Genomic DNA, 21,960 nt, shown 5'->3' with positions numbered 1-21,960 from the left:
CCCGCGAGGAGTGGACCCGATGCGGTGTGGCGGTGTGGCGATCAGACGGGGCGGGGCGGGGCTCGTGCTCCTGGCCGGATTGACGGCAGCCCCCGCCGGCTCAGCAGATCTCGGCGGCCTCGCCTTCCCGACCCCCGGGCGCGCGGTGGAGGGCTACGGGGCGGAGCCCGAGGGCCTGCCGCGCTACTTCCCGCGGGCGGAGGAGGAGGGTGGCGTGGCTCACCACGCACCGGTGCCGCGCCGCCGGCTGGCCGGCTGCATCCCGCGGCAGGTACCCATCCCCACCGATTCCCCCGGCGACCCGAGCTATGTCGGCTCGGCCTACGGCCTCGGCAAGCCGAGCTATTACGGCTTCACCCCGCCCCTCGGGGTCGACGATCCCTACGGCCGGCCCCTGCGGCCCTATTGTCCCTGAGGCGTCTGGCGTCCCGGCGGCGGGGCGATTAGGTCTCGCGCCGGGATGCGATCCGCGTCCACGAGACCCTGCCGAAGACCTTGCCGAGGACGAGCCGCCGATGTCCGATCCCGTCTCCCTGCTCCGGTTCACGTCCGTCGCCCCCCTGCGCGCCACGGTCGCCGCCTGGCGCCGGGCCGACGAGCGGGTGGTGCTGGTGCCGACGATGGGCGCGCTCCATGCCGGCCACCTCGCCCTGATGGCGCGGGCGCGCAGCCTCGGTCGGCGCGTCGTGGCGAGCATCTTCGTCAATCCGACCCAGTTCGGCCCGAACGAGGATTTTTCGCGCTATCCCCGCGACACCGAGACCGACCTCGCCCTGCTGGCGGAGGCGGGGGTCGATGCCGCCTACCTGCCGGAAGTCTCCGGGATGTACCCCGAGCACTTCTCGACCCGGATCGAGGTGGGCGGCCTCACCGAGGGCCTGTGCGGCGCCTATCGGCCGGGTCACTTCTCGGGCGTCGCCACGGTGGTGACCAAACTGCTCAACCAGGTCCAGCCCGACTGCGCGCTGTTCGGCGAGAAGGACTACCAGCAGCTCCTGGTGATCCGCCGCGCCGTGCGCGACCTCGACCTGCCCGTGGAGATCCAGGGCGTCCCCACCCTGCGGGAGGCGGATGGCCTCGCTCTGTCGTCGCGCAACCGCTACCTCGCCCCAGAGGAGCGGGTGCGCGCACCGCGCCTCCACGCCGTCCTGTCCGAGATCGCCGCAGGCCTCGCGGCCGGCGGAAGCGCCGGCCCCCTGGTCGAGGGAGGCCGGGCCGCGCTGGCGGCGGCGGGCTTCGAGCCCGTGCAGTATCTCGAGGTCCGCGATGCCGAGACGCTGGCGCCGGTGGAGCACGCCACGCGGCCGGCCCGGGTGCTGGCGGCGGCCTATCTCGGCCGCACGCGCCTCATCGACAACGTCGCGGTGGGTTGAACCACCGGACGTTCAGGCCCGTCCCGCCGCGAGGGGATTGGCCCGGAAGAAATCGAGCATCGCCCGCGTCGCGTCGGGCCCGCGCGGATCGGTGTAGCTGCCGGCCGGGCTTCCGCCGGACCAGGCGTGGCCGAGGCCGCGCACGATCCAGCCCTCCACCGCGACCCGGCCGTCCGCATCGGCGTAGCGGGTGCGGGTGTAGGGCAGGCCGCCCGGGCTTACCGCCTCCGCCGCCTCGGGCGTCAGCCCGTCGATGCCGGCCTGGGCCAGCGCCTGCTCGCCGTTGCGGGGGTTCACGGTGCCGTCGCTCTCCCCGTGGAACACGATGGTGGGCACCCGCACCGTGGAGACCGCGCCGTCGGCAGCGGCCACGGGGCCGAGGCGCATCACCGTGAGGGCGGTCGAGACGTCGCGGGCACAGCCCGCCGCGAGGCCGGAATGGATGCCCACCGCCGCGTAGAGGTCGGGATAGGCCCGGGCGATGTTCACCGCCGCCGCACCGCCCGCCGACAGGCCGGCGATGTAGACCCGGGTCGGATCGACTCGATGCTCGGCGATGAGCGCGCGGGTCAGCCCGGCGATGATCCCCGCCTCGCCGGAATCCCGGCCCTGGTCGCCGGGCTGGAACCAGTTCCAGCAGCGCTGGCCGTTGGCGCGCCCGCTCTGGGCCGGGTAGGCCACGAGGAAGCCCTCCGCCTCCGCGCGGGCGTTCATGCCGGTGCCGGCGGCGAAATCGTCCGGCGACTGGGTACAGCCGTGCAGCATCACCACCAGGGGCAGGTCGGCACGGGCGTCGCTGGGGACGAACAGCTTGTAGTCCCGTGCCCCGGCCGCGTTGGAAAAGCTGTGCTCCGTGAAGCTGCCGCCCTCGGTGAGGGGCGCACGAGCTTGGTTCAAGCCCGACGGGCCGAGACCGCCGGCCAGGCCCGAGACGAGAGTGCCGAGATTGCCGACGAGGCCGGAGGGGGTCGCCCCGCCGGGACCGGCCTTGCCGAGGCCCCCGAGCACCGGGGCGATGCCCCGCGTCACCGTTTCCACGACCTTGCGCAGCTTCTCGGGGAGGATCGCGGCGAGGCGCGCCTCCTCGGCGGCGGCCGAACCCGACGGGGACTCGGTCTGGAACGCGGGTTTGGATTCCGGCTTGGCCGCCGGGCCGGTCTCGACGCGCTCGGCCACGAGATCGATGGTGTGGGGCTGGGGCGCCGGAGCGCCGTGGTCGGCCGCGGAACGGGGGGGCGTGCCGGCGAAGCCGCGTTGCAGCAGGTCCGTCGCGTCCTGCAGGCGTCCGGCTGCCGTGAGGCGCGTCGCCTCCATCATGTCGGCGAGGCGGTCCTGCATCCGGTTCGAAGGGTCGGTCATGGGGTTCGCTTTCCGGCTCGACGACGGGTCGAACCATGCGAGGTCGGGAACGCGGTTTTTGGAGATTGTCAGAGGAGGCGGTCGGCGAGGGCCGCCTTCACGGCCGGAGTCGCCTGCAGGCTTCCCATGACCTCGATCGACGCGATGACCTCGCGGGCCAGTTCCGGGGTGACGTCGGGCGCGATGCTGGCAAGCCCGAGGACGCGGATGTCGAGGCGGATGCCGCTGGCGCGCGCGGCCTCGAGTTCGGCCCGGTCGTAGCGGCGCAGGCCGAGTTCGACGCCCTTGCGGGCCACCGATTGCCGGGTCACGTCGCCGTGGCGCGCGATCTGGTTGCGCACGGCCGTGCGGATGAAGTCGCTCCGGTTGGCGTAGACGCTCTCGGACACGAGAAGATCGATGTGGCCGAGATCGACGTAGCCGAGATTGATCGTGATCTTCTCGGTGTCGCCAACCCGAATCGGCGCCCTGGGCTTATCCTCGAGATCGAGCATCGGACCTTCCCGTTACCATCCAGTGGGATGGTATATGGGAGGCTTTTGTTGCGATGCAATAAGGAGCCTCGTGCGTCGCAGCATCGTGGCGGCGACGGGACGGAACGAACAATCCGCGCCGGTCTGGATCGGTTCGACCGGCCTTCAGGCGGTCTCCTCCTCGCCGAGATAATCGCGCCAGACCGCACCGCCGCCCCCGAGGGTCGCGATGAAGGCCGCGTGCCGGGTGCGCTCGGCCTCGCTGAGCCGATGGCGCAGCGGGCGCGGCCCCACCGGGACGACCTCGCCGCCATCGCCGAGGATCACCACCTCCTCGGCCTCCGTCATGGCGAGCCCGAGGCTGGTCTGCTTGCCGCCGAGGAGCTCGACATAGACCTCCGCCAGGATCTGTGCGTCGAGGAGCGCGCCGTGCTTGGTCCGCCGCGTGGTGTCGATGCCGTAGCGCGAACACAGGGCATCGAGGTTGTTGGCCGCCCCCGTATGCTTGCGGCGGGCGAGCTGCAGGGTGTCGACGACGTCGGCGAGGTCGATGGGCGGGGGCGCCGCCGCGCCGAGGCGGGCGTATTCCATGTTGAGGAAGCCGACGTCGAAGGGCGCGTTGTGGATCACCAGGGGCGAGTCGCCGCAGAAGTCGCGGAATTCGTCGACGATGTCGGCGAAGAGCGGCTTGTCGGCGAGCATGGCGTCCGAGATGCCGTGCACCGCGAAGGCGCCCTGGGAAACCGGCCGGGTCGGATTCACCAGTTTGTGGAAGACCTTGCCCGTCTGCACGTGGTTGATCAATTCGACGCAGCCGATCTCGATCAGGCGGTCGCCGTTCTTGGCATCCGTGCCGGTGGTCTCGGTGTCGAGGACGATCTCACGCAGCATCGAAGGGTCCTGATCGAAGGGTCCCGGAGGCGGGGGCCGCAAGCTCCGACCTTGCGCCCTCCAGGGCCGGCGTCAAGGCGCCGCCGGCACCGATCCCGCGGTCAGTTGCCGGATGATCGATGCCACCTCGGCCTCGGCGTGGTCGAAACCCAGGCTGGTATCGAGGACGAAATCGGCGCGGGCCTGCTTCTCGGCGTCGGGCCACTGTTTGGCGCGGATCGCCTCGAAGGTCGCCGCATCCATCCCGGGCCGGGCGAGCACCCGGGCGCGCTGCACGTCGGGCGGGGCGGTGATCACCAGGACCCGGTCGCAGCGGGCCTCGCCGCCGGTCTCGAACAGGAGCGGGATGTCGAGGAGCACCAGGGGCGCTTCGGCGTGGCGGGCGAGGAAGTCCCGGGCCGCGGCCTGGGCCAGGGGATGGACCAGGGCCTCGAGGGCGGCGAGGCGCTCGGGCGCGCCGATCACCACCTCCCGCAGGCGCGCCCGGTCGACGGCGCCGTCCGCGTCCAGGGTTCCGGGGAAGGCCGCGCCGATGGCGGCCGCCGCTGCACCGCCGGCGCCGTAGAGGGCATGCACCGCCGCATCCGCGTCGTGGACCGGCACGCCGTGGCGCGCGAACATCGCCGCGGTGGCCGACTTGCCCATGCCGATCGAGCCGGTGAGTCCGAGGATGACCGACCGGCTCATGCGGGCGCCAGGTCCGCGACGATCCGGGCGCGCAGGGCCGGCGTCACGCCCGGGGTCGTGCGGAACCAACGGGCGAAGCCCGGCACCGCCTGGTGCAGCAGCATGCCGAGGCCATCGACGGCGGGTAGCCCCCGTGCCCGGGCCGCCGCGAGGAGGGGCGTCTCCAGGGGCGCGTAGACGATGTCGGCCACCGCCGCGTCCTCGGGCAGGGGCAGGAGGTCGAGGGCGAGGGGGGGATGGCCGACCATGCCGAGCGACGTGGTGTTCACGAGGAGCCCGGTGAGGGCCATGGCGTCCGGCAGGTCGTGCCAGGCGACGCCCTCGACCCGGGTGGGGTCGAGGGCCACCAGGGCCTCGGCCCGGGCCGGCGTCCGGTTGGCGACCCAGACCCGCGACAGGCCGCGCTCCAGGAGGCCGACCACGATGGCGCGGGCGGCGCCGCCGGCCCCGAGCACCAGGGCGGTGCCGCCGCCGCGCTCGGTCCAGCCGAGGCCCAGGCTCTGGTCGAGATGGGCGACGAAGCCGGGGGCGTCGGTGTTGTCGCCGCAGAGGCGCTCGGACCCGTCGAAGAACAGGGTGTTCACCGCCCCGATCCTCTCCGCCCGCGGCGTCAGGGATTCGACCAGCCCGAAGGCCGCCTCCTTGTGCGGGATGGTGACGTTGCCGCCGGCGAAGCCGTTCGCGCGCAGTCCGGCCAGGAAGGCCGGAAAGGCCTCCGGCGCCACGTCGATGCGCTCGTAGCGGCCGTCGATGCCGTGCTCGGCGAGCCAGTGTCCGTGGATCAGCGGCGAGCGCGAATGCGCGATGGGATGTCCGACGACGAAGGCACGGATCATACGGTGCAATCTCCGGCGAGCGCGCAGGCGGGGCCGCCCGCCTCCTCGATCTGCAGGGTGGCGTGGCCGATGCCGAAGCGGCTCCGCAGCTCTTCGGCCGTGGCGATGAGGAAGCCGTTGCCCGGATGCCCCTCCGCCATGACGAGGTGCGCCGTCAGGGCGATGTCGGTGGTGCTCATCGGCCAGATGTGGAGGTCGTGCAGGTCCGCCACGCCGGCGCGCGCCCGCAGGTAGGTACCCACCGCCGCCGGGTCGATGCCGGGGGGCACCGCCGAGAGCGACATCACCACGCTGTCCCGCAGGAGGCCCCAGGTCGCCCAGACGATGAGGCCGGCGATGACGAGGCTGACCAGCGGGTCGATCCAGGCCGCTCCCGTCAGCACGATGATGAGGCCGGTCACCACCACGCCGGCCGAGACGGCGGCGTCGGCCAGCATGTGCAGGTAGGCGCCGCGGATGTTGATGTCGCTGCCCTTGCCCGAAGCGAAGAGCCAGGCGGTGGCGCCGTTGACGAGGATGCCGAGGCCGGCGACCACCATCACGGTCAGCCCCGCCACCGGCTGCGGCTCGGGGGCGACCAGACGCACGATCGCCTCCCAGGCGATGGCGCCGGTGGCGACGAGCAGGAACACCGCGTTGAACAGCGCGGCGAGGATCGAGGAGCCGCGCAGACCGTAGGTGAAGCGCGGCGTCGGGGTGCGCTTCACCAGTACAGAGGCGATCCACGCCACCAGCAGCCCGAGCACATCCGACAGGTTGTGGCCGGCATCGGCCACCAGGGCCATGGACTCGCTGGCGAAACCGTAGATCGCCTCGATGACCACGAAGGCGATGTTCAGGCTGATGCCGATGGCGAAGGCGCGCCCGAAGGTGGCCGGCGCGTGGGAATGCCCGCCACCGCCGTGGGAATGGCCAGCGCCATGCGCATGACCGCCTCCGTGGGAATGGCCGTGCCCGGCAGGGGCAGTGCTGGGGATAGGCGCGCGGGCATGCCCGTGATCGGCGTGGTCGTGAGGATCGTGCGCGTGCTCAGCCATCGGTCCCGCTTTCAGTCCCGCCTTGGGCCGTACCGGAGCGCCGGGCCGCCCGTGCGCGGCCGGCGCCGGCTCCCGGGTTCACCGCATCCCGGCATCCCGGCATCCTGTGATCCCGGGATACAGGGCAAAGGCCCTCACCAGATAGCCGGTTTCACCGCCGCCAGGATCACGATCAGGATCATGAGGAGCGTCGGCACCTCGTTGAGGACGCGGTAGAACTTGTGTCCCCGCGTGTTCCGGTCGGCGGCGAAGTCCTTCACCATCCGGGCGAGCCAGCCGTGGATGCCGCTCATGGCGAGCACCAGGACGAACTTCGCCTGGAGCCAGCCGGCGGCGTAGTAGCCGCTCATCCAGGCCAGGATCAGCCCGAAGATCCAGGTGGCGATCATGGCCGGGGTCATGATCGCCTTCAGGAGGCGCCGCTCCATGACCTTGAAGGTCTCGGACTGGGCCGCCGCGTGCGGCCCAGGCACCAGGGCGGCGTGGTAGACGAACAGGCGCGGCAGATAGAGCATCGCCGCCATCCAGGAGATGAGCGCGACGAGGTGCCCGGCCTTGAGCCAGAGGTAGAGCCCGTCCACGTCGGCCTTAGCCCCGCAGCCGGGCGAGCATGCGCTCGACATGGGCGATCGGCGTCTGCGGCGTGATGCCGTGGCCGAGGTTGAAGATGTGCGGCAGGCCTTCGGTGGCCGCCAGCACGCCGTCCACCGCCGCGTCGAGGGCGGCCCCGCCCTCGATCAGGGTTTCGGGATGGACGTTGCCCTGCGTCACCGTGGAGGCGGGCACCCGGGCGCGCAGGGCCTTGAGGTCCACCGACCAGTCGACGCCGACCGCGTCGGCGGCGGTCTCGGGCACCACGCGGGCGTGACCCTTGAGGCCGGAGCCGCGGGCGAACACGATGATCTTCGCGCCCGGCACCCGGGCGCGGACCCCGGCGATCATCCGGGCGATGGGCTGGAGCGACCAGCGGGTCAGGGCGTCGCGGTCGTTGGATCCGGCCGAGGCGCTCTCCGGCAGCGCGCTCTCGGCGACCTCGTTGACGGACTCCTCGCTACCGGCCGCGTCGGCACCCCGCGCGTCGGGCAGCGCGCCCGCGTGCGACTCGAAGATCTGCACCGCATCCGCGCCGGCCTCGAGCTGGCGCACCAGGTATTCGGTCTGCACCGTGACGAGGCGGTCGATCAGGGCCTCCACCAGGGCGGTGTCCTGCCGGGCCAGCGCCCGGGAGGGGGCGAGGTCGGGGGTGCCGCGCCCACCGATCATGTAGCTCGCCACCGTCCAGGGCGCGCCGCAGAAGCCGAGCAGCGTGGTTTCGTGGGGCAGTTGCGCGCGCAGGCGCCGCACCGTCTCGAAGACCGGCTCCAGGTGGGCGAAGATCGCCGGATCGCCGGCCTCGCGCAGGCGCTCGAATTCCCGCCGGCCCGCCATCGGGTCGAGGCGCGGCCCCTCGCCCTCCACGAAGCGCACGTTCTGGCCGAGCGCGTCCGGGATCACCAGGATGTCGGAGAACAGGATCGAGGCCTCGAAGCCGAAGCGCCGGATCGGCTGCAGCGTCACCTCGGTGGCGAAGTCGGGATTGTAGCAGAGGTCGAGGAAGGACCCGGCCTTTGCCCGGACCTCCCGGTACTCGGGCAGGTAGCGCCCGGCCTGGCGCATCATCCAGGCGGGGGGACGCGGCAAGGCCTCGCCCGCGAGAACCCGCAGGACCGCCCGGTCCCCACCCGTGCGGTCCCCTGCAACTGCCTGGCTCATCCGATCTCCCGACGTCCCATTCCCCTGTGGCCGGTATGTAGCACCGAAGCGTCGGATGTCTTCCTCCCGAAACCGCCGCGTCTCGAAAACCTCTCGCTCCCGGAAACCTCGTGCTCGTCCGGGTGTCGGAGGGGCGTTCCGGCCGTCATCCCCACACCGGCTCTCTAAAAGGAAAGAGAGATTCTAGGACTCTGTTTTTTCTTTTAGAGGGCTGGATGGCGGGAGCGGAAATTCGTCCACAGGGCGTCCCCGCGACCGCGGCGTTAATCAGCCTTTAACGGATTGGGTTCAATGTCCCGGATAGGTGATGGCCCACAGTGCCTTGCCCCTGCCCGGCGGTCGCCGACCGGGCCTCGGTCCCGGATTCTCCCAAAACCGCTTGGGAATCGCGCCGGTGTGACGGTGTGTTGACGCCGGAGTCGACAAGACGGCCCGGGCGCCCGCTGGACCCTTCGGGCAAGCCGGCTTATCCACCCTTATCGACTCCCCTGACCGAGCCCGGTGGACAAGACCATGACGGGTGATCGTCATGCATCCTGGACCTCAGGCCGGAGGAGACAGCCCTTCGATGAGCCGTAGCTATTTCCACCTGCACCTCGTCTCGGATTCCACCGGCGAGACGCTCATCAACGTGGGCCGCGCGGCCGCCGCCCAGTACGAGGGCGTCTCGGCCATCGAGCACGTCTATCCCCTGGTGCGCTCCGCCGCGCAGCTCGAACGGGTGATCTCCGAGATCGAGGCCGCGCCGGGGCTCGTGCTCTACACCCTGGTGGGCCACGACCTCACCGAGCGGCTGGAGGCGGCCTGCCGCGAGACCGGATCGCCCTGCCTCTCGGTGCTCCAGCCGGTGCACGCCCTGCTGCAATCCTATCTGGGGGCGGATTCGACGGCCCGGCCCGGCGCGCAGCACATGCTCAACGCCGAGTACTTCAAGCGCATCGACGCGATGAACTTCACCCTGGCCCACGACGACGGCGTCCTGCCCCTCGACGTGAACGAGGCCGACGTGATCCTCGTGGGCGTCAGCCGCACCTCGAAGACCCCGACGGCGATCTACCTCGCCAATCGCGGCCTGAAGACCGCGAACTTCCCCCTGGTGCCGGGCATGCCCCTGCCCGAGAGCCTCGAGACGGCGCGAAAGCCGCTCCTCGTCGGGCTGCTGGCCAGCCCGGAGCGCATCGTCCAGATCCGCCAGAACCGGCTCCTCAGCCTGAAGGCCGACGATTCCTCCCTCTACGTCGATCGCGGGGCCGTGGCGGACGAGATCGCCGCCTGCCGCCGCCTCTGCGCCAAGCACCGCTGGCCGACCATCGACGTGACCCGGCGCTCGATCGAGGAGACGGCGGCCGCCATCCTCGACCTGCACCGCGAGCACCGCCTGAAGTTCATCGCCTCGTGAGCGCGCCAAGCCGCCCGCGGCCCGCCTCGCCCTGGCGCGGGGGCCTGCCCCTCCTCCTCGCCTCCACCAGCGCGACGCGGCGCGCGCTCCTCGAGAGCGCCGGCCTTGCCGTCGACTCCGAGAGCCCCGGGGTCGACGAGCGCGCGGTGGAGGCGGCGTGCGCCGGTCTGCCGCCCGAAGCCCTGGCCCGTCGGCTCGCCGAGGCCAAGGCGGGGGCCGTGGCGGCTCGCCGGCCCGGGCGCGTGGTCGTCGGCGCCGACCAGGTCCTGGCCTGCGACGGCACCCTGTTCCACAAGCCGGCGGACCTCTCCGCCGCCGCCGCGCAGATCGGCGCCCTCGCGGGCCGGACCCACGCGCTGCACGCGGCGGTGGCCCTGGCCGTCGACGGGGCCGTGGTCGAGAGCTTCGTCGAGACCGCGCACCTGACCATGCGGCCCCTCGATGCCGCGGCGATCGCGGCCTATGTCGATCTCGCCGGGCCCGAGCGGGTGTGCTCCAGCGTCGGCGGCTACCAGCTGGAAGGCCTCGGCATCCACCTGTTCGCGGCGGTCGCGGGCGACCAGTCCACCATCCTCGGCCTGCCGCTGCTGCCGCTCCTGGCGCGGCTGCGGGCGCGGGGCTGGCTCAGCATCTGACGTTCTGATCCCGATCGCACGAGGCCTGCTCCATGCTGACGATTCTCCGCCCGCTCTTCGGCGGCCTGGTCCTCGTCCTCGCGGCCGGCTCGGCCGAGGCCGCGAGCTTCCCCTGCGAGAAGGCGGAGGCCGCCGACGAGAAGGCGATCTGCGCCCACCTGCCCCTCAACGACCGCGACGTGGAGATGGCGACCCGCTTTGAGATCCTGCGGGCGATGCTGCCCATGGGCGGCAACGCCAAGCTGCGCGAGGACCAGGAGGCCTGGCTCACCGAGCGCCGCGCCTGCGGCGCCGACGTCGCCTGCCTGACGCAAGCCTACGAGGGCCGGCTGAAGGTCCTGCGGGCCGTGTTCTCGGAATTCGCCAAGCAGGGGCCGCTCTGAGGCCGCCCCCCCCCCCCGGCCCTCAGCCGAGCTGCCAGTCGATCGGGGCGACGCCGTGGCCCGACAGCCAGGCATTGGCGGCGTCGAAGGGGCGCGAGCCGGGAAAATCCCGCGCGCGGTTGAGCGGCGAGGGATGGCCGCATGCGACGATGCCGTGGCGGTCGGCCTCCACCAGGGCGGCGCGGGCGCGGGCCTGGGCGCCCCAGAGCAGGAACACCGCCGGCTCCGGGCGGGCCGAGACCGCCGAGACCGCCTGGTCGGTCAGGGCCGACCAGCCGTAGCGCAGGTGCGCCCCGGCCTTGCCCGCCTCCACCGTGAGGGCGGCGTTGAGGAGGAGCACGCCCTGCCGGGCCCAGGGGGTGAGGTCGCCCGTCCGGGGCTTGGCCGGCGGGACGCCCGGTTCGGCGAGCTCGGCCAGGATCACTTTGAGCGAGGCCGGGAGCCGCCGCGGGCCGACATACGAGAAGGCGAGGCCGTTGGCGTCGCCCGGCGTGGGATAGGGGTCCTGCCCCAGGATGACGACCTTCACGCGGTCGAGGGGCGTGAGCGCAAGGGCGTTGAAGACGGCCTCGGGCGCCGGCAGCACGGTGGCGCCGGCGGCGATGCGGGCGTCGATCCGGGCGGCCACCGCGTCGGCGGCGCCATCCTGGAAGAACGGCAGCGCGAGCCAGGACGAGCCCGACTTTCGGAAGCGGGCGAGGGCATCGGCGACGGGCGTCTCGGACATCAGCGAACCAGGATGCGGCCCTCTGCGGGGGCGGGGAGCGGGGCGTTGGCGCGGATATACGCCATCACGGCATTGGCCACGAGCTGTCCGTCGGTCCGGCCGATCAGGGTCCGGCCCCGGGCGAGGTCACCGTAGCCGTTGCCGCCGTCGTACAGGAAGTTGTTCGACGCGACCGTGTAGGTCGCGTCCGGGTCGACGATGCTGCCCGCCGCGCTCAGCGACACGATCCGCTTGCCCACCGGCGCGGTGGGATCCAGGGTGACAACGAGGCCGGAGACCTGCGGGAAGCGGCCCGCCGGGTGGCCCCAATCGGCCAGCGCCCCTTCGAGGAGGGCGCGCAGGTGCGCGCCCGTCAGCGACACCAGCACGATGGTGTTGCCGAAGGGCAGCTCCGTCAGGATGTCCCGGCGGGTCAGGGTCGCGCCGGCGGGGTAGAACCGGTTGCCCCGGATGCCGCCGCCGTTCGTGATCGCGACCTGCGCTCCGGTGGACGCCCGCAAGGCATCGGCCACGAGGCTGCCGAAGCTCGCTTCGCGGACGCGCACCGCGGCGATGCGGCTGTCGAGGGGGGCGCGGGTCACGCCCACCGGCACGTCGAGTTCCCGTGACAGCGCGCCCTGGAGGCGCTGCACCTCCGCCAGGGTCTCGGGATCGGGGGTGACCTGGGCCGAGTCGTGGATGCGGAAGCTCGGGTGCCAGTCCACGCGCCGGTCCCGCCCGGTGCCGGTCACCGTCGCGGTCACGTCGATGGCGGTGACGTAATGGGCGTCGAAGCTCGATTCCGCCATCACTGTCTGGCCGTCGTAGCGAACCACGAGGTCGTGGTCGTGGCCCGAGAGCAGGATGTCGACGAGGCGGGCGGCCACGATGGCGTCGTCGGTGGCCCGGGCCGTGTGGCAGACGCCCACCACGAGGTCGACGCCCGCCTCCCGCAGGGCCTGGACCTCGCGGGCCAGGGTCTCGATCTCGGGGGCGAAGCGCAGGTCGCCCGCCTGCGATTTCTCCGGCGTGCTCGCCAGCGCGATCCCCACCACGCCGACCCGGATGCCCCCGAGGGTGACCACCATTCGGTCGCGCACGCCCGCCAGCGGCCGGCCCGCCCCGTCGCGCAGGTTGGCCGCCAGGACGGGGAAGCTCGCCTCGCCCATCCGCTCGGCGAAGGTCGCCGGGCCGAAATCGAACTCGTGGTTGCCGGGCACGAACACGTCGGGCGGCGCGCGGTTGAGGAGCTCGACGATGTGGGCGCCGCGGTCGAAGCCCGACAGCAGCGACGGCGAGAGGGTGTCGCCCGCATGGGCGTAGAGCATCGGCACGCCCCGGGCCCGCTCGGCCTTCACGATGGCGGCGAGGCGCGCGAACCCGCCTCGGCCATCGACCTCGGCCATCTGATAGAGGTCGTTGACGAGGAGCAGGCTGAAGGTCGGTTCGGGTGTCGCCGCGGGCGCGGCCTCGGCCGGGCTGCCCAGAGCGATGGCGAGACCGGCCCCGAGGCCGAGGGTCTGGCGGCGGTTCGGCGGCGTCCTGGGGGGGTTCGTCACGGCGGCGTCTCGGGTGTCGGGCGGGCGGCCGGATGCCGCCGCCTGACCCCGCGTTCTAGGACGCCGTTCACGAAGGGGCTACGACGGCCGCGACCCGCGCGCGGCCGCCTCAGCGCGAGACGAAGGTGTCGCGCACCGCCTTGGCGTTGCGGCGGACCATCGGCCAGAGCCAGGCGCCGGAGGCCAGGAAGACGGCGGGCGGCATCGGCTTCAGCGCCACGGCCAGGCGTTCGGCGAGGCCGGGATTGGCCAGGGCCACGAGCGGGGCGTCGGTCTTGGCATAGACCACCGCAGTGTTCTCGCGCGGGTAGTCCGGATGCGGCACGAGACCGGCCCGGCGGGCGGTGAGGTCGAAGGTTTCGCGGACGAAGCCGTGGACATGGGCGAAGTGGAAGCGCTCGTGCGCCGGCTTGCCCGTGGTGGCCATGTCGGGCACGGCGGCGAAAAGCACGCCGTCCGGCTTCAGCCAGCGGGACAGGCGCTCCATCACGTCGGCAGGGTCGCGCAGGTGTTCCAGCACGTGCCGGGTGGTGACGACGTCGAAATACCCCTCGGGGAAGCGCGCATCCTCGTCGGCGTCGTCCAGCACCTCGACGCCGTGATGGGCGCGGGCGTAGTTGGCATAGTCCCGCCCCGGCTCGACGCCGATCGCCTCGCAGCCCTTCGCGCGGGCCTCGGCCAGGAACTCGCCCGACCCGGAACCGAAATCGAGCACGCGGGCGCCCGGCTTCAGCATGGGCGCCAGGAGGCCGGCGCGGAAGGCGGCCTCGCGAGCGGAGCGCTTGAGGTGGACCCGCGGCGGGCCGCCCGCGAAGGCGAGCTGATAATCGGCCCGGTAGGCGCTGGCGTAGTAGTCCGCGAGCTCGGCCGGCGTCGGCATCGGGTCGGTGCGGATCAGGCCGCACTGGCGGCAGGCGATGGATTTCAGCGTCTTCAGCCGGCGGTCGCTCTCGGCCACCACCACGGACTCCGCGGAGCCGCAGAGATTGCAGGCGGTCGGCCCCCCCGTATAGGGATAACCCGTGAAGGGCATGAAGTGGTTGAGGAAGTACCGGGGAGACGGCATGTCGCGCCTTCATCCATCGTGTGGTCGCTGGAAGGCTCCGTGCTCTAGATAGATATCCCCAACGACACAACCTTTCTGAACCCGCCGCTCTCAAGCGCTCACCTCCAGGGCGATACGGAAACCCGATGAACGAACGCGTCGCACCGCCGCTCCCGCAGGACGGACTGTCGCTCCCGACCCAGACGGGCGGACCCGGAAGCGCTCCCGGACCGGTTCCGGGATCCGCCCCCGGACCCGCACCGGGACAAGCCTCCCTGCCGGCCGAGCATCCGCCGGTGCGCTGGGGCCGGGTCGGCGTCCTCCTGATGAATCTCGGGACGCCGGAGGGCACGAGCTACTGGCCGATGCGCCGCTACCTCAAGGAATTCCTCTCCGACCGCCGGGTGATCGAGGTGCCGCGCCTGATCTGGTGGCCGCTCCTCAACCTTGTCATCCTGACGAAGCGCCCGGGGCCGAAGGGCCGCGACTACGCCAGCGTGTGGAACAACGAGCGCGACGAGGGCCCCCTGAAGACGATCACCCGCGGCCAGGCCGAGCGCCTGCAGGCGGCCATGGGGGATTCGGTCGTGGTCGACTGGGCGATGCGCTACGGCAAGCCGGAGGTCTCCGTGCGGATCCAGGCCCTGCTCGACCAGGGCTGCGACCGCATCCTCCTGGTGCCGCTCTATCCGCAATACGCCGCCGCGACCTCGGCCACGGCCTGCGACCAGGCCTTCAAGGCCCTGATGCAGATGCGCTGGCAGCCGACGGTGCGCGTCTCGCCGCCCTATCACGACGACCCCGTCTACATCGACGCGATGGCGACCTCGATCCGCGAGGGCCTGGCCAAGCTCGACTTCGAGCCCGAGGTGATCCTGACCTCGTTCCACGGGGTGCCGAAGAGCTACCTCCTCAAGGGCGACCCCTATCATTGCCAGTGCGTGAAGACCGGGCGCCTGATCCGCGAGGCGCTGGGATTCTCGACGGAGAAGATGCGCACCACCTTCCAGTCGCGCTTCGGCAACGAGGAATGGCTGCGGCCCTACACCGACGAGACGGTGCAGACCCTCGCCAAGAGCGGCGTCAAGCGCATGGCGATCGTGGCGCCCGGCTTCACCGCCGACTGCCTCGAGACCCTGGAGGAGCTCGACGGCGAGAACCGGCACTACTTCGAGGACAATGGCGGCGAGCAGTTCGCCTACATCCCCTGCCTGAACGACAGCGACCTCGGCATGACGGTGATCGAGACCGTGGTCCGGCGCGAATTGCAGGGCTGGGTCTAGCGTTCCGGGCCGGACGGCAGCGCCGAAAGCCATCGCCAAGTGCAGGCCCGGTTGCTACTAGAGCCCGCGACGAGGCGGCAGGCGAGACGATGACGAGACCGGAGGCAGGCGGGGGCACCGCGGGCGAACGATCGCAGGAGCACCTGCGCCTGCTCGCCCATTTCCAGGAGGCCGGCTACGGCGCCGTGACGCCGCCTGTGCTGCAGCCGGTGGAGCCGTTCCTCGAACTGTCCGGCGAGGACATCCGCCGGCGCATCTTCGTGACCCAGGACGCCGCGGGTAGCGAGCTCTGTCTGCGCCCGGAATTCACGATTCCGGTCTGCCGCCACCACCTCGCGCATGCCCCGAAGTTTTCCGCGCCCAAGGACCCGCAGGGGGCCGACTACAGCTACCTCGGACCCGTCTTCCGGCTCGCCGGCGACGAGCCGGACGAGTTCCTCCAGGCCGGCATCGAGTCGGTCGGGCGCACCGACACGCCGGCCGCCGACGCGGAGGTGATCGGCCTCGCCCTCGAGGGCCTTGCCCTGCTCGGGCGCAGCGACGTCGCCGTCCGCCTCGGCGACATGGGTCTCGTCGACGCCCTGCTGGACGCCCTCAGCGTGCCGCCCACCGCCAAGCGCCGCACCCTGCGGGCGCTGGCCGCCGGCCGTTCCCTCGACGCGGTCACCAACGGCCTGCGCACGGAAGACCCCCATGCGGGTCTCCTCGCCGCGATCCAGGGCCAGGATCCGAAGGGGGTTCGCGCCTTCGTGGAGGACGTGCTGTCGATCGCGGGCATCTCGCGGGTCGGCGGCCGCAGCGCCGGCGAGATCGCCGAGCGCTTCCTCGCCAAGGCCTCCGCGCAGGCGAGTGGGGGTTCCGGACTCAACCCCGAGAACCGCGCGCTCATCGATCGCTATCGCGCCATCGAGGGCGATCCCGACAGCGCCGCCGCCGCGGTGCGGGCCCTGGTGCAGGAGGCCGGCCTCGACCATCCGCCCCTCGACGCGGCCCTCGACCTGTTCGAGGAGCGCACCGGCTTCATGGCCGCCCGCGGCCTGGCCGTGGAGAACTTCCGCTTCTCCGGCGGCTTCGCCCGCAACCTCGACTACTATACCGGCTTCATCTTCGAGGGCACGGCGCCCGATGCGCCGAAGCTGCCCCTGGTGGGCGGCGGCCGCTACGACGGCCTGCTCCAGCACCTCGGGAGCCCCGTGCCCGTGCCTGCCGTCGGTTGCGCCGTCTGGCTCTCGCGGGTCGTCGCGGACGCCCCCACCGCGAAGGACGCGACCGTTGGCTGAACCGGATTCCCTCGTCCTCGCGGTTCCCTCCAAGGGCCGGCTGCAGGAGAACGCCGCCGCCTTCTTCGCCCGGGCCGGCCTCAAGCTCGCCCAGAACACCGGCGCGCGCGACTACCGCGGAAAGCTCGTGGGCGTGCCGGGCGTCGAGGTGCGCTACCTCTCAGCCTCCGAGATCGCGGCCCAGCTCGCCAGCGGGGCAGCCCATCTCGGCATCACCGGCGAGGACCTGATCCGCGAGTCGCTGCCCGACGCCCGCGGCCAGGTCGAGCTGCTGACGCCCCTCGGCTTCGGCCAGGCCACCGTGGTGGTCGCCGTGCCCCAGGCCTGGATCGACGTCCGCGCCATGAGCGACCTCGACGAGGTCGCCGCCGAGATGCGGGTCCGCCACGGCAAGCGCCTGCGCATCGCCACGAAGTACATCAACCTCACCCGCCGCTTCTTCGCCGAGCACGGCGTGGCGGATTACCGCATCGTCGAGAGTTTGGGCGCCACCGAGGGGGCGCCGGCGGCGGGTTCGGCCGAGATCATCGTCGACATCACGACCACGGGGGCGACGCTGGCCGCCAACGCCCTGAAGATCCTGGAGGACGGGATCATCCTGCGCTCGGAGGCGAACCTCGTCGCCTCCCTGAACGCTCCCTGGGGCGAGCCCCAGCGCCGGGCCCTGCGCGCCGTCCTCGGCCGCATCCAGGCGGAGGAGCGCGCCCGCACCACCCGCGAGGTCCGCGCCGCCATGCCCGACGACGGCGACATCGATCTCGCCGGCATCGCCGCCCTGCACGACGCGGCCCTGCCCTACGGCGCGCCCGAGGGCCGCGGCGAGATGGTGCTGCACTGCCCCGTCGATGCCGTGTTCGACCTCGCCGACGCCCTGGTGAAGGCCGGGGCGGGCGCCGTGAACGTGCGCAAGATCGACTATGCCTTCACGCCGGACAATCCGCTGATGGACCGGCTGCTGAGCCGGCTCGGCTGAGACTCGCGGTGGGGCCGGCGTTTGACGCGTCGCGCCCGGGGCCTATCTCAGCGCGCAAGCGGAGCGCGAAGCCTCCGCGCCTGAGGAAACCCCACGCATGTTCGCTCGTCTCCCGCAGGCCGCAGGCCGCGTCGCTTGCCTCGCCACCAGTCTCGCCCTGCCGCTCGCCGCGCAGGCCCAGATCCGCAACGCGCCCGCGCCGCGGGCCCTGGAATTCGCCGCCTACATCTTCGCCGCCGCCAATGTCTGCGGCTACCGCATCGGCACGGAGGAGTTCGACGCCCTCCTCGAGAAGCAGAACGTGCGCGCCGCCGACGTCAGCCCCCGCGGACCGTTCGGCGGGCGGGTGCAGACCATGTTCGCCCTGATGTCGAACCAGATGCAGCTCAACCGCGAGACGGCCTGCATCGCGGTCGCGGGGGAGTACGGTCCCGAGGGCAGCATCAGCAAGAACGTTCTCCTGCCCGCCCCGCCCGCCGAAGCGCCCGCCGCCGGCGCCTCCCCGGGCGAGGCCAAGCCCGGCGAGGTCAAGCCGGCACAGTAAGGGCCGGCCGGCCCTGGGGACCGGTCCGGGACGAGGCCCGAGGCCGGGACACCCGCCCGCATTCGCGTTTTCGAGCCGAATCCCCTATATCGGACCCATCCCAAGTCCGAAGGTTCATCCAGATCATGGCGACGGCGTCGTTCGACACCGCCCGGCGCGACGCGAGCGCCGTTCCCGCAATCGAGAAGCTGCCCGAGTTCGAGCCGCAGGCGGCCCCTCTCGGGCGCGCCTCCCTCGTGGGGCTCACCCGCGAGCAGCTGAAGGCCCGGCTCGGCGCCATCGGCGTCTCCGAGCGCGAGCAGCGCATGCGCTCGGGCCAGATCTGGCACTGGCTCAACGTGCGCGGCGCCAAGGCCTTCGACGAGATGACCAATGTGGGCAAGGGCCTGAAGGGCCAGCTCGCCGAGGCCTACACCCTCGACCGGCCCGAGGTGGTCACCGAGCAGGTGTCCCGCGACGGCACGCGCAAGTGGCTCATGCGCATGGCCCCCACGGGCAAGCACGACCACAACCGCGGCGCCGAGATCGAGTGCGTCTACATCCCGGGGCGTGGGCGCGGCACCCTCTGCGTCTCGAGCCAGGTCGGCTGCACCCTCACCTGCTCGTTCTGCCACACCGGCACGCAGCGCCTCGTGCGCAACCTGACGGCGGCCGAGATCACCGCGCAGCTCGTCGTCGCCCGCGACCACCTCAACGACTGGGCCGGCCAGAATCCGACCGCCCCCGGCGCCGACGAGACCCGGCGCAAGGTCACCAACATCGTCTTCATGGGCATGGGCGAGCCCCTCTACAATCTCGACAACGTCGTCGACGCCGTCGGCGTGATGGCCGACCAGGAGGGCCTCGGCCTCTCCCGCCGGCGCATCACCGTCTCGACCTCCGGCGTGGTGCCGCAGATGCAGCGCCTCGGCGACGAGGCCCACGCCATGCTGGCGATCTCCCTGCACGCGGTGCGCGACGACCTCCGCGACACCCTCGTGCCCCTGAACCGCAAGTACCCGCTCTCCGAGCTGCTGGCCGCCTGCCGGTCCTATCCCGGCCTGAACAACGCCCGCCGCATCACCTTCGAGTACGTGATGCTGAAGGGCGTGAACGACAGCGACGCCGACGCGCGCGAGCTGGTGCGCCTGCTCAAGGGCATCCCGGCCAAGATCAACCTGATCCCGTTCAATCCCTGGCCGGGCAGTGCCTACGAATGCTCGGACTGGGACCGCATCGAACAGTTCTCGGACATCATCTACGAAGCCGGCTACGCCTCACCCGTGCGCACCCCGCGCGGCCGCGACATCCTGGCCGCCTGTGGCCAGCTGAAGAGCGAGACCGAGAAGCTGCGGGCCCGGGCCCGGATGATGCTGGAGGACGGCATCGGCGCCGAGGGCGTCTATGCGGGCGCCGACGACGGCGACGAAGACTGAGGGGTGCGTCTCCTCGGCGACCTGTTCATCGCGAGCCTCGCCCTGGTCCTGGCGATCCCCTGCGGGGCGGCCGTCCTGGCCCTCGGCGCGATGCTCGACCCGGCCACCAGCGAGACCCTGTCCCGCCTCGGCCTCGTCGGGCTGTTCTCCGGGTTGACCGACCTCGCCTCCGGGATCGGTCCCGAGACCCTGCTGTTCGCGCTCGCCGCCATCGCCCGCGCGCTGTTCGTGCTCCTGGTGGTGCCGCCGGTCCTGGTGGCCGTCCTCGGGGCGGTCCTGGGCTGGCGCGCCGCCAGCTGGTACGGCGCCGGGACCGGTCTCCTCACCGCCGCCGTGCCCTGGCTCGCCCGCGGCCTGTCGCGCACCGGGGCGAGCGCCGAGACCCTGGCGCTGGAAGGGCGCATCACTGCGGTGCTGTTCCTCACCGGCGCGGCGTCGGGCCTCGTCTACTGGTTGATCGCGGGGCGCCATCGCGGCGCGCCCGTCCTCCCGCCCCGCGACAACGGACGCGCCTGACATGCGGCTGACCTCCTCGCGCATCGCCCTCGCCCTGGTTCTGGCCGGCACGGTCCTGTCCGCCACGGGGCCGGGTCTCGCGCAAGGGGGGGCCGGCCCCGTCTCGGCCCTGCCGGAGCGGCCGCCGATCCAGTCCGACGACGCCCGCCTGCTGCCGGTGCTCGGCGCCCACGGCATGGTCGCCTCGCAGGAGGCGCGGGCCACCCGCGTCGGCGTCGCGATCCTGCGCGCCGGCGGCAACGCCATCGACGCCGCCGTGGCGGTCGGCTTCGCTCTGGCCGTGACCCTGCCGCGGGCCGGCAACCTCGGCGGCGGCGGCTTCATGATGATCCACCGGGCGGAGGGCGACGAGACGATCGCCCTCGATTACCGCGAGACCGCCCCGGCCGCCGCCCGCTCCGACATGTTCCTCGACCCCCGGGGCGAGCCCGACCGCGCCGCCTCCACCCGCACCGGCAAGGCGGTGGGCGTGCCCGGCACCGTGCGGGGTCTGGCCGAGGCGCACCGCCTCTACGGCTCGGGCCGCTTCACCCTGGCCGACCTGATCGCCCCGGCCGAGAAACTCGCCCGCGAGGGCATCCCGGTGGAGTCGGGCCTCGCGGACTCGCTGCCCCGCGCCGCCGGCCTGCTCGGCCGCTGGCCGTCTTCGCGAAAAATCTTCTTTGCCGGCGATAGACCCCTGGAGCGCGGTGAACGACTGGTCCAGACCGATCTCGCCGACACCCTCGCGGCCATCGCGACATCCGGCCCCGACGCCTTCCACTCGGGCCCCATCGCGGAGCGCATCGCCGCCGCCGTACGGGCCGCGGGCGGGGTGATGACGGCCGAGGATCTAGCCGCCTATCGCCCGGTGCTCCGCGAGCCCGTGCGCGGCACCTATCGGGGCTACGCCATCGCGTCGATGCCGCCGCCGAGCTCCGGCGGCATCCACCTCGTCGAGATCCTGAACGTGCTGGAGGGCTTCGACCTCGCCCGCATGGGGGCGGGCAGCGCCGATGCCCTCCACACCCTGGCCGAGGCGATGAAGCCGGCCTATGCCGACCGGGCGACCTGGCTCGGCGACCCCGCCCGCACCCAGGTGCCGATGGAGGGCCTGATCGCCAAGCCCTACGCGGCGCGCCTGCGGGCCGGGATCGATCCCGCCCGCGCCCGGCCCGCCGCCGAGGTGAAGGCGGGCGATCCCCTCCCCTTCGAATCTGACCAGACCACCCATTTCTCCGTGGTGGACAGGGCCGGCAACGCGGTCTCGAACACCACCACCCTGAACTTCTCCTACGGGCTCGGCCTCGTGGCGGAGGGCACCGGCGTGCTCCTGAACAACGAGATGGACGATTTCTCCGCCAAGCCCGGCGCCCGCAACGCCTACGGCCTCGTCGGCAGCGTCGCCAACGCGGTCTCGCCCGGGGCCCGGCCCCTCTCCTCGATGACCCCCGCCTTCGTCTTCCGCGACGGCCGGCTCGTCTTGGTGACGGGTAGCCCCGGCGGCAGCCGCATCATCTCGACGGTGCTGCAGGTCATCGTCAACGTGCTCGACTTCCGCATGAACCTGGCCGAGGCCGTGGCCGCGCCGCGCATCCACCACCAGTGGCAGCCGGACGTGCTGATGGCCGAGGAAGGCCTCTCCCCCGACACCCTGGCCCTGCTCAGGGCCCGCGGTCACACGGTCCGGGTCGGGGCGACCTCCGGCTCGGCCAATTCGGTGCAGGCCGCCGACGGGCTGCTGGCGGGCGCCGCCGATCCGCGCCAGCGCGGCACCCTGGCGGAGGGGGACTGAGGGGGCGGATAATCCCGCGCTCGGATGGTCTGGGACGAGA

At 72.3% G+C, this 21,960-nt stretch carries 23 protein-coding genes; 12 read left to right on the top strand and 11 right to left on the bottom strand.

Annotation, left to right across the window (positions count from 1 at the left end; translation table 11 throughout):
• Positions 1-19: 19 nt before the first annotated feature.
• The gene (locus tag ASF18_RS12135; RefSeq protein ID WP_056351880.1) at positions 20-415 is read left to right on the top strand and encodes a hypothetical protein; all 396 of its coding nucleotides are present in this window, start codon (positions 20-22) and stop codon (positions 413-415) included.
• A gap of 100 nt (positions 416-515) precedes the next feature.
• Positions 516-1,373: a pantoate--beta-alanine ligase gene (gene panC / locus ASF18_RS12130; protein WP_056351877.1), complete on the top strand. Its 858-nt coding sequence runs from the start codon at positions 516-518 to the stop codon at positions 1,371-1,373.
• A 12-nt stretch (positions 1,374-1,385) separates the two neighbouring features.
• On the opposite strand, the gene ASF18_RS12125 is transcribed toward panC, so the two are convergent.
• From ASF18_RS12125 to ASF18_RS12090, 8 genes are all read right to left on the bottom strand, one after another.
• Complete coding sequence (locus ASF18_RS12125) at positions 1,386-2,732, bottom strand: PHB depolymerase family esterase (RefSeq protein WP_056351874.1); 1,347 nt, start codon at positions 2,730-2,732, stop codon at positions 1,386-1,388.
• A 68-nt stretch (positions 2,733-2,800) separates the two neighbouring features.
• On the bottom strand, positions 2,801-3,226 hold the full coding sequence (locus tag ASF18_RS12120; RefSeq protein WP_056218545.1) for a hypothetical protein: 426 nt from the start codon (positions 3,224-3,226) through the stop codon (positions 2,801-2,803).
• A 144-nt stretch (positions 3,227-3,370) separates the two neighbouring features.
• Positions 3,371-4,096, bottom strand: coding sequence for a DNA polymerase III subunit epsilon (gene dnaQ, locus ASF18_RS12115; protein WP_056218542.1), 726 nt, complete (start codon positions 4,094-4,096; stop codon positions 3,371-3,373).
• 72 nt (positions 4,097-4,168) lie between these two features.
• Positions 4,169-4,783 carry a dephospho-CoA kinase gene (gene coaE / locus ASF18_RS12110; RefSeq protein WP_056351871.1) on the bottom strand — a complete coding sequence of 205 codons (615 nt, stop codon included), beginning with the start codon at positions 4,781-4,783 and terminating at the stop codon, positions 4,169-4,171.
• Entirely contained in the window at positions 4,780-5,619 is an 840-nt protein-coding gene (locus tag ASF18_RS12105) for a shikimate dehydrogenase (protein WP_056351868.1), read from the bottom strand. Before ASF18_RS12105 ends, coaE begins: the two co-directional genes overlap by 4 nt.
• Positions 5,616-6,656 (bottom strand): cation diffusion facilitator family transporter, encoded by a 1,041-nt coding sequence (locus ASF18_RS12100; protein ID WP_082487447.1) that lies wholly within the window; start codon positions 6,654-6,656, stop codon positions 5,616-5,618. The genes ASF18_RS12105 and ASF18_RS12100 overlap by 4 nt, the downstream gene beginning before the upstream one ends.
• 134 nt (positions 6,657-6,790) lie before the next feature.
• Positions 6,791-7,279 (bottom strand): protoporphyrinogen oxidase HemJ, encoded by a 489-nt coding sequence (gene hemJ, locus ASF18_RS12095; RefSeq protein ID WP_056351865.1) that lies wholly within the window; start codon positions 7,277-7,279, stop codon positions 6,791-6,793.
• Complete coding sequence (locus ASF18_RS12090; protein ID WP_056351861.1) at positions 7,245-8,408, bottom strand: uroporphyrinogen decarboxylase; 1,164 nt, start codon at positions 8,406-8,408, stop codon at positions 7,245-7,247. Before ASF18_RS12090 ends, hemJ begins: the two co-directional genes overlap by 35 nt.
• A 568-nt stretch (positions 8,409-8,976) precedes the next feature.
• Between ASF18_RS12090 and ASF18_RS12085 the strand changes: the two genes are divergently transcribed.
• From ASF18_RS12085 to ASF18_RS12075, 3 genes are read left to right on the top strand one after another with little or no spacing between them, the layout of a single operon-like run.
• The gene (locus tag ASF18_RS12085) at positions 8,977-9,807 is read left to right on the top strand and encodes a pyruvate, water dikinase regulatory protein (protein WP_056218528.1); all 831 of its coding nucleotides are present in this window, start codon (positions 8,977-8,979) and stop codon (positions 9,805-9,807) included.
• Positions 9,804-10,442, top strand: coding sequence for a Maf family protein (locus tag ASF18_RS12080; protein ID WP_056351858.1), 639 nt, complete (start codon positions 9,804-9,806; stop codon positions 10,440-10,442). The genes ASF18_RS12085 and ASF18_RS12080 overlap by 4 nt, the downstream gene beginning before the upstream one ends.
• 32 nt (positions 10,443-10,474) lie before the next feature.
• On the top strand, positions 10,475-10,825 hold the full coding sequence (locus ASF18_RS12075) for a lysozyme inhibitor LprI family protein (protein WP_056351855.1): 351 nt from the start codon (positions 10,475-10,477) through the stop codon (positions 10,823-10,825).
• Between the two features lie 22 nt (positions 10,826-10,847).
• Here the strand turns inward: ASF18_RS12075 and ASF18_RS12070 are convergent, their stop codons facing one another.
• From ASF18_RS12070 to ASF18_RS12060, 3 genes are all read right to left on the bottom strand, one after another.
• A complete protein-coding gene (locus tag ASF18_RS12070) occupies positions 10,848-11,552 on the bottom strand; it encodes a uracil-DNA glycosylase (RefSeq protein ID WP_056351852.1) in 705 nt (234 codons plus the stop codon).
• On the bottom strand, positions 11,552-13,090 hold the full coding sequence (locus ASF18_RS12065; RefSeq protein ID WP_056351849.1) for a bifunctional UDP-sugar hydrolase/5'-nucleotidase: 1,539 nt from the start codon (positions 13,088-13,090) through the stop codon (positions 11,552-11,554). The genes ASF18_RS12070 and ASF18_RS12065 overlap by 1 nt, the downstream gene beginning before the upstream one ends.
• A 109-nt stretch (positions 13,091-13,199) precedes the next feature.
• Positions 13,200-14,156, bottom strand: a complete 957-nt coding sequence (locus ASF18_RS12060; protein WP_056351846.1) for a class I SAM-dependent methyltransferase — start codon at positions 14,154-14,156, stop codon at positions 13,200-13,202.
• A gap of 125 nt (positions 14,157-14,281) precedes the next feature.
• Between ASF18_RS12060 and hemH the strand changes: the two genes are divergently transcribed.
• The 7 genes from hemH to ggt all read left to right on the top strand — a co-directional run bounded on the left by hemH (position 14,282) and on the right by ggt (position 21,920).
• Positions 14,282-15,418 (top strand): ferrochelatase, encoded by a 1,137-nt coding sequence (gene hemH / locus ASF18_RS12055; protein WP_244472679.1) that lies wholly within the window; start codon positions 14,282-14,284, stop codon positions 15,416-15,418.
• A gap of 89 nt (positions 15,419-15,507) precedes the next feature.
• Positions 15,508-16,698: an ATP phosphoribosyltransferase regulatory subunit gene (locus ASF18_RS12050; RefSeq protein WP_056218512.1), complete on the top strand. Its 1,191-nt coding sequence runs from the start codon at positions 15,508-15,510 to the stop codon at positions 16,696-16,698.
• Positions 16,691-17,671 (top strand): ATP phosphoribosyltransferase, encoded by a 981-nt coding sequence (hisG, locus tag ASF18_RS12045; protein WP_056218509.1) that lies wholly within the window; start codon positions 16,691-16,693, stop codon positions 17,669-17,671. Before ASF18_RS12050 ends, hisG begins: the two co-directional genes overlap by 8 nt.
• Before the next feature lie 97 nt (positions 17,672-17,768).
• On the top strand, positions 17,769-18,215 hold the full coding sequence (locus ASF18_RS12040) for a hypothetical protein (protein ID WP_056276360.1): 447 nt from the start codon (positions 17,769-17,771) through the stop codon (positions 18,213-18,215).
• A gap of 125 nt (positions 18,216-18,340) precedes the next feature.
• Complete coding sequence (gene rlmN / locus ASF18_RS12035; protein ID WP_056351843.1) at positions 18,341-19,630, top strand: 23S rRNA (adenine(2503)-C(2))-methyltransferase RlmN; 1,290 nt, start codon at positions 18,341-18,343, stop codon at positions 19,628-19,630.
• A gap of 3 nt (positions 19,631-19,633) precedes the next feature.
• On the top strand, positions 19,634-20,146 hold the full coding sequence (locus ASF18_RS12030; RefSeq protein WP_056351840.1) for a hypothetical protein: 513 nt from the start codon (positions 19,634-19,636) through the stop codon (positions 20,144-20,146).
• A gap of 1 nt (position 20,147) precedes the next feature.
• Positions 20,148-21,920 (top strand): gamma-glutamyltransferase, encoded by a 1,773-nt coding sequence (gene ggt / locus ASF18_RS12025; RefSeq protein ID WP_082487443.1) that lies wholly within the window; start codon positions 20,148-20,150, stop codon positions 21,918-21,920.
• Positions 21,921-21,960 lie beyond the last annotated feature (40 nt).

Origin of the sequence: Methylobacterium sp. Leaf89 (assembly GCF_001422215.1) — a bacterium.
Lineage (GTDB): Bacteria > Pseudomonadota > Alphaproteobacteria > Rhizobiales > Beijerinckiaceae > Methylobacterium.
Note: the sequence above shows the minus strand (reverse complement) of the source record. Positions and strands in the feature narration are given on the sequence as shown.

Excerpts from the sequence above, each read along its gene's own strand:
- ASF18_RS12135 (WP_056351880.1), top strand. The coding sequence starts at position 20 with ATGCGGTGTGGCGGTGTGGCGATCAGACGGGGCGGGGCGGGGCTCGTG.
- panC (WP_056351877.1), top strand. The coding sequence starts at position 516 with ATGTCCGATCCCGTCTCCCTGCTCCGGTTCACGTCCGTCGCCCCCCTG.
- ASF18_RS12125 (WP_056351874.1), bottom strand. The coding sequence starts at position 2,732 with ATGACCGACCCTTCGAACCGGATGCAGGACCGCCTCGCCGACATGATG.
- ASF18_RS12120 (WP_056218545.1), bottom strand. The coding sequence starts at position 3,226 with ATGCTCGATCTCGAGGATAAGCCCAGGGCGCCGATTCGGGTTGGCGAC.
- dnaQ (WP_056218542.1), bottom strand. The coding sequence starts at position 4,096 with ATGCTGCGTGAGATCGTCCTCGACACCGAGACCACCGGCACGGATGCC.
- coaE (WP_056351871.1), bottom strand. The coding sequence starts at position 4,783 with ATGAGCCGGTCGGTCATCCTCGGACTCACCGGCTCGATCGGCATGGGC.
- ASF18_RS12105 (WP_056351868.1), bottom strand. The coding sequence starts at position 5,619 with ATGATCCGTGCCTTCGTCGTCGGACATCCCATCGCGCATTCGCGCTCG.
- ASF18_RS12100 (WP_082487447.1), bottom strand. The coding sequence starts at position 6,656 with ATGGCTGAGCACGCGCACGATCCTCACGACCACGCCGATCACGGGCAT.
- hemJ (WP_056351865.1), bottom strand. The coding sequence starts at position 7,279 with ATGTCGAGCGCATGCTCGCCCGGCTGCGGGGCTAAGGCCGACGTGGAC.
- ASF18_RS12090 (WP_056351861.1), bottom strand. The coding sequence starts at position 8,408 with ATGAGCCAGGCAGTTGCAGGGGACCGCACGGGTGGGGACCGGGCGGTC.
- ASF18_RS12085 (WP_056218528.1), top strand. The coding sequence starts at position 8,977 with ATGAGCCGTAGCTATTTCCACCTGCACCTCGTCTCGGATTCCACCGGC.
- ASF18_RS12075 (WP_056351855.1), top strand. The coding sequence starts at position 10,475 with ATGCTGACGATTCTCCGCCCGCTCTTCGGCGGCCTGGTCCTCGTCCTC.
- ASF18_RS12070 (WP_056351852.1), bottom strand. The coding sequence starts at position 11,552 with ATGTCCGAGACGCCCGTCGCCGATGCCCTCGCCCGCTTCCGAAAGTCG.
- ASF18_RS12060 (WP_056351846.1), bottom strand. The coding sequence starts at position 14,156 with ATGCCGTCTCCCCGGTACTTCCTCAACCACTTCATGCCCTTCACGGGT.
- hemH (WP_244472679.1), top strand. The coding sequence starts at position 14,282 with ATGAACGAACGCGTCGCACCGCCGCTCCCGCAGGACGGACTGTCGCTC.
- ASF18_RS12050 (WP_056218512.1), top strand. The coding sequence starts at position 15,508 with ATGACGAGACCGGAGGCAGGCGGGGGCACCGCGGGCGAACGATCGCAG.
- ASF18_RS12040 (WP_056276360.1), top strand. The coding sequence starts at position 17,769 with ATGTTCGCTCGTCTCCCGCAGGCCGCAGGCCGCGTCGCTTGCCTCGCC.
- rlmN (WP_056351843.1), top strand. The coding sequence starts at position 18,341 with ATGGCGACGGCGTCGTTCGACACCGCCCGGCGCGACGCGAGCGCCGTT.
- ggt (WP_082487443.1), top strand. The coding sequence starts at position 20,148 with ATGCGGCTGACCTCCTCGCGCATCGCCCTCGCCCTGGTTCTGGCCGGC.